This is a genomic window from Melaminivora alkalimesophila, from assembly GCF_000282995.1.
GTDB classification, from domain to species: Bacteria; Pseudomonadota; Gammaproteobacteria; order Burkholderiales; family Burkholderiaceae_C; genus Melaminivora; species Melaminivora alkalimesophila.
The window spans coordinates 1-2,969 of sequence record NZ_ALEE01000041.1 but is presented as its reverse complement, the minus strand read 5'-3'; the positions used below and the strand labels follow the sequence as shown (position 1 = coordinate 2,969).

Genomic DNA, 2,969 nt, shown 5'->3' with positions numbered 1-2,969 from the left:
CCCGCCGCAGCGCCCCGCCCATTGCGGCGGGGCGTTTTTAGCTCACGGCCCTAGTTTGAGGAATGGCTTCATCAGGCACTGTCAAGTTCTGACTGAAGAACATTACCTCATTACCAACATATCGTCTTTGTGCGGTGTAGTTCAGACCATAGCTCAACGATTGGCTCATGCGATACATGGCACAAATTTCTTCCGCGTTGTCATAAGAAACAACCCAAGGCCATTTGAACTTCTTCTGTTGAATGACTTTGGCAATGGCCGCGTGGTCATCATGCTCGTAGTAATTTCGATACAACCCCTTTCCCTTAACGTAGTATGGGGGGTCGAGGTATATCAGAGATTGTTTTGGCAGAAAATCCGAGCAGCGATTCAGAAGGCGCAATGAATCTTCACGATACACCGATATGTCACTCTGTCGCCGGGCGATTTCACGAATGCGTGAAGCAACAACGTCCTTCTTAAATCTAGCATCCAGCTTGTAGTTCCCGTTCTGACTCTTTCCGCCAATGACGCCTGCCTTGAGAATTCCAGATCGATTCGTCCGATTCATGAATAAAGTCGCAAATCCTTTCTCGACTAGGCTGGCAACGCAATCTTCGCGCAAAATGGTTCGCCATCTAAACCATTCTTCAATGGTAATAGGGGTGGATTCGAGTAAATCAAGAAGCTCAGTTGAATGCTTTGTTACAGCAACCCAAAAAGCGTATACGGCAGGATCAGCATCGTTGATATGGATATGACTTGCGTGCCCATGAAAGAGTAGATCAAGTGCAACGCCTGCCCCGCCAGCGTATGGCTCCAAGTAATGCCCTCCCGTGACACCATTCGTTTCCATTATTTTTGCAATGAATGGAGCAAATGGCGCCTTCCCGCCAGGGTAGCGCAGAGGGCTATACAGTCTGTTTGAGAACATCGTTATACCTTTCTTGGCTTAACTTCCAAGGCGGCCAACTTGGTGACGTCCACAGCATACCCTATGCTCATCACACCGTGAACAGCCGTCTTGAAATTTTCCAAGAATTCGTTAATAAGCACTGGATTGTTATCTGCCCAATGCTTCCAAGGATTGTAGGGCTTGGCTCCAGAGGTGAGCAATTTCTGAAATTCGACACTCTTATAAAAACGCTTAAAAACCTCTCTCGGCTTCTTGGTTCCAGTGTATGCAGCCACCCGCTCCTTCACCTCAACAGAATCCCCGTTGATTGAAAACTCGTTCAAAACCTCGCGAGCTGCATTGGTGAAAACATCTCTTGTGAACTGCAAGTCATTTTTCCAAAATGGATGTGCGGCAGGGAGATTGTACAAGTGCTCGAATACAAGTTGGTCAGGCGGGAGATGCCCGGGCAAGAGAGTCACTGTCTTATAGCTCTTCCCTGTAACTTGAGAGCCTTGATCTGCATCCAGACAGACGATGCTTCTTTCCGAGAACTCAGGGATTTTCTTCTGGATCAACTGAAGATAGTTGGAGCATCCGAGTGACACTTCCGACATCGGGTTTGTGAACTTCTTTATTGGCTGCCTGTACAGCAAAGTTGCAAAAAAGTCTTCAGCCTCTTTATCTTCGAAATAGATATTGATGCGAGGCAGTGAAACTCCAGACGATGTATCGATGGTCTTTGTGTTGATGTCTGCACTAATCTGCGCCCATGACCAGTCTTGCATCACCTGGACATTGCCATAGGTGTTGCTCAAATAAATGGTCTTGTACTTTCTTCTGAACTGGCGACTTTGCTCATATGCATACTCAATCAGAACTGGCGAATGCGAAGTCATGACAACTTGAAGATCCAAGTTCTTGCACTCGCGATCAAGCATCTTCAGTAGATTTACTTGTGCAGTCGGAAATAGCCCAGCATCAGCCTCGTCGATTAAAAGCAAACCGCCTTTATAGTCAGCATAATCTTCCTTCAGCTTTCTGAAAGACATCAAGGCCAATATGATCTGGCCTGCATTGTCCTCACCCGCCGAAACAGAGTCTTGGTCGTAGTTCTCCCCGTGCGCCACCGCAGAACTGATTGTTCCATCAGTCCCTGTTGCAAGCGATGCGTTGCGATTGAGAAGTTCGTTCGTTAGCGCAATGAAATCTTTCTTGTGTTGCTCTAGATAATCAAAGTCGCCTAGCTTGTAGTCTCTGGCCGCGATAGGGTAAAGACGCTTCAAGCTAAGAAAAATCACCGGATGAGTAAAATTCCTGCTCGTGTTGCTGCTTCCGGCCGCTGTACTATTATTCCTAACCACAGGCCTGGGTGACTTCCCTCTTTTCATCAGCTCAAGTTTGGCGGTCGCAGCCTGATTTGTATATCCATCAAGCAAATCAATGTTCACGGACATGGAGCCGGGGACATCAAACTTTTCGGATATCCTGAAATGGTCACTGTATTGAGACTTGAACATCCCTCCTGCAATCTGCCGGAATGCAAGGGACTCATCCTTGACGTAATCTTTTTCAAAGCTAAAAATTTGCGCAGCTATGCCCAGTATCGAGGACTTTGATGTGCCATTTTTCCCGCAAACAACAGTGATGTAATCGCCGAACTCAACCGCCACATTGAACCGCCCCGGTTTTCGCGGAGGCTCCCTCGTTTGAGAAGATGGAGCCATCATGAGGAAGTCAGTGAAGTTTTCGCCGGAAGTGCGCGAGCGTGCGGTGCGCATGGTGTTCGAGCATCAAGGAGAGCACGCGTCGCAATGGGCGGCAGTCGTGTCGATTGCCGGCAAGTTTGGCAGCACGCCACAGACACTGCTGAACTGGGTACGCCAGCACGAGCGTGACACGGGTCAGCGCGAAGGCGTGACCAGCACCGAGGCCAAGCGCGTCAAGGAGTTAGAACGTGAAGTGCGAGAGCTGCGCCGCGCCAACGAGATCCTGAAGTTGGCCAGCGCGTTTTTCGCCCAGGCGGAGCTCGACCGCCGGCTGAAGTGATGTACGCCTTCGTGGACCCCCCCCGCGTCAGAATAGTTGCCGCCCT

General features: G+C 49.3%; 2 protein-coding genes and 1 pseudogene. 1 reads left to right on the top strand and 2 read right to left on the bottom strand.

Features of this window, described 5'->3' with window-relative positions; translation table 11 throughout:
- Positions 1–37: 37 nt before the first annotated feature.
- Together A612_RS16280 and A612_RS16275 are read right to left on the bottom strand one after the other, a co-directional pair.
- A complete protein-coding gene (locus A612_RS16280) occupies positions 38–913 on the bottom strand; it encodes a DNA adenine methylase (RefSeq protein WP_075806994.1) in 876 nt (291 codons plus the stop codon).
- A 2-nt stretch (positions 914–915) separates the two neighbouring features.
- Positions 916–2,655: an AAA family ATPase gene (locus tag A612_RS16275; protein WP_081501052.1), complete on the bottom strand. Its 1,740-nt coding sequence runs from the start codon at positions 2,653–2,655 to the stop codon at positions 916–918.
- On the opposite strand from A612_RS16275, the pseudogene A612_RS00340 reads away from it, so the two are divergent.
- Positions 2,603–2,969: pseudogene (locus A612_RS00340) on the top strand (transposase); the annotation flags it as partial. The gene A612_RS16275 and the pseudogene A612_RS00340 sit on opposite strands and share 53 nt — an antisense overlap.